The following is a 1,295-nucleotide window of genomic DNA, read 5'->3' as shown; positions in this document are numbered from 1 at the left end:
CGCCGGCACCGTCCCCCTCCGCCGTCCCGCTGCCGTCCGGACCGGGCAAGGGCAACGCCGAACTCGCCATCATGGTCAAGCCGAACGAAACCGGCACCGCGGCCAACTTCACGCTGGTGTGCCAAAACGGGGTTCCGGCGGCCGAAAGCCAGCACCCCAACGCCGCCGCCGCGTGCATCGCCATCAAGAACAACCCGGCCATCCTCAGCCCCGCCCCGCCCGCCAAGAACCAGACCTGCACCCAGCAGTACGGCGGCCCGCAGGTGGCCACAGTCACCGGCGTCGTGGATGGCAGGGCGGTTCAGGCGAGCTTCAGCCTGACAAACGGCTGTGAAATCGCCGCCTGGAACGCCGCCAAAGATGTTCTGGGCTCATCCGGCGGGGCGAGCTAAGCCCTTGCACCTCCAGCAGGAAGAATGGCTGCCGCGCCAGACCGCCCACGTCCAACATGTCCGCCGCTACGCGGACCCCTACCTCGAGCGGCGCTCCGCCGGCCGGAAGCACCCGGTGGAGGACTTCCTCTTCACCTACTACACCCAGAAGCCCGGTCAGCTGCTGCGCTGGCACCCGGGCGCCGGCGTCGTGCTCTCCGGCCCCGAGGCTGAGGCGCGGACCGGGTGGAAGTATTACCGCGCGGCCGACGCCGCAGAACTCGCGGCCGCCGGGCTGCCGGCGGAGTCGCCGGCGGTGACGGTCGACGTCGACGCCTTCCTGAGGGAGCGCCGGGAGGCACTGCAGTTCGCAGGGATCATCCTGGCCGGGACTGCCGCGCGGCCGGCCCAGTTCGGCTGCTTCGGGCTGCACGAGTGGGCCATGGTCTACCGGCAGGACAAGTTCGATCTCCGGCACGAGTACCTGCAGCTGCGGCTGGGGTCCGGGCGCACCGACGAGGTGGTGGAGGAGAACCGGATCCGGTGCTCGCACTTCGACGCCTTCCGCTTCTACACCCCGGACGCCGTTCCGCTGAACAGCATGGTTCCCAGCCGGGGGAACCAGCGCACCATGGAGCAGCCGGGCTGCCTGCACGCCAACATGGACCTATACAAGTGGGCCTACAAGCTGTCCCCGTTGCTGCCCAGCGAGCTCGTCATGGACTGTTTCGAACTCTCGTGGCGGATCCGGGCCATGGACATGCGGGCGTCGCCGTACGACTTGCAGGAGTGGGGCTATCCCGCCATCAGGATCGAAACGCCCGAGGGCAAAGCTGCGTACGTTGAGCACCAGCGGGCTTTTTCAGCCGAATCACAAGTACTGCGGCAGCGGCTGTTGCAGGAGCTCGCTCCCCTGCTCCAGTC

The 1,295-nt window shown here is 68.4% G+C and carries 2 protein-coding genes; both read left to right on the top strand.

The genetic code is table 11. The features are described from left to right. Positions 1-392: SSI family serine proteinase inhibitor (locus tag LQV45_RS33285; RefSeq protein WP_230012005.1), on the top strand; the 392-nt coding region annotated here is incomplete at its 5' end. After that, the coding region (locus tag LQV45_RS33280) for a 3-methyladenine DNA glycosylase (protein ID WP_230012002.1) at positions 361-1,295 on the top strand (935 nt) is incomplete at its 3' end. The genes LQV45_RS33285 and LQV45_RS33280, both read left to right, overlap by 32 nt.

The sequence above is a fragment of the Microbacterium sp. Bi128 genome, from assembly GCF_918698205.1.
This window is presented reverse-complemented; position numbering and strand designations above follow the sequence as displayed.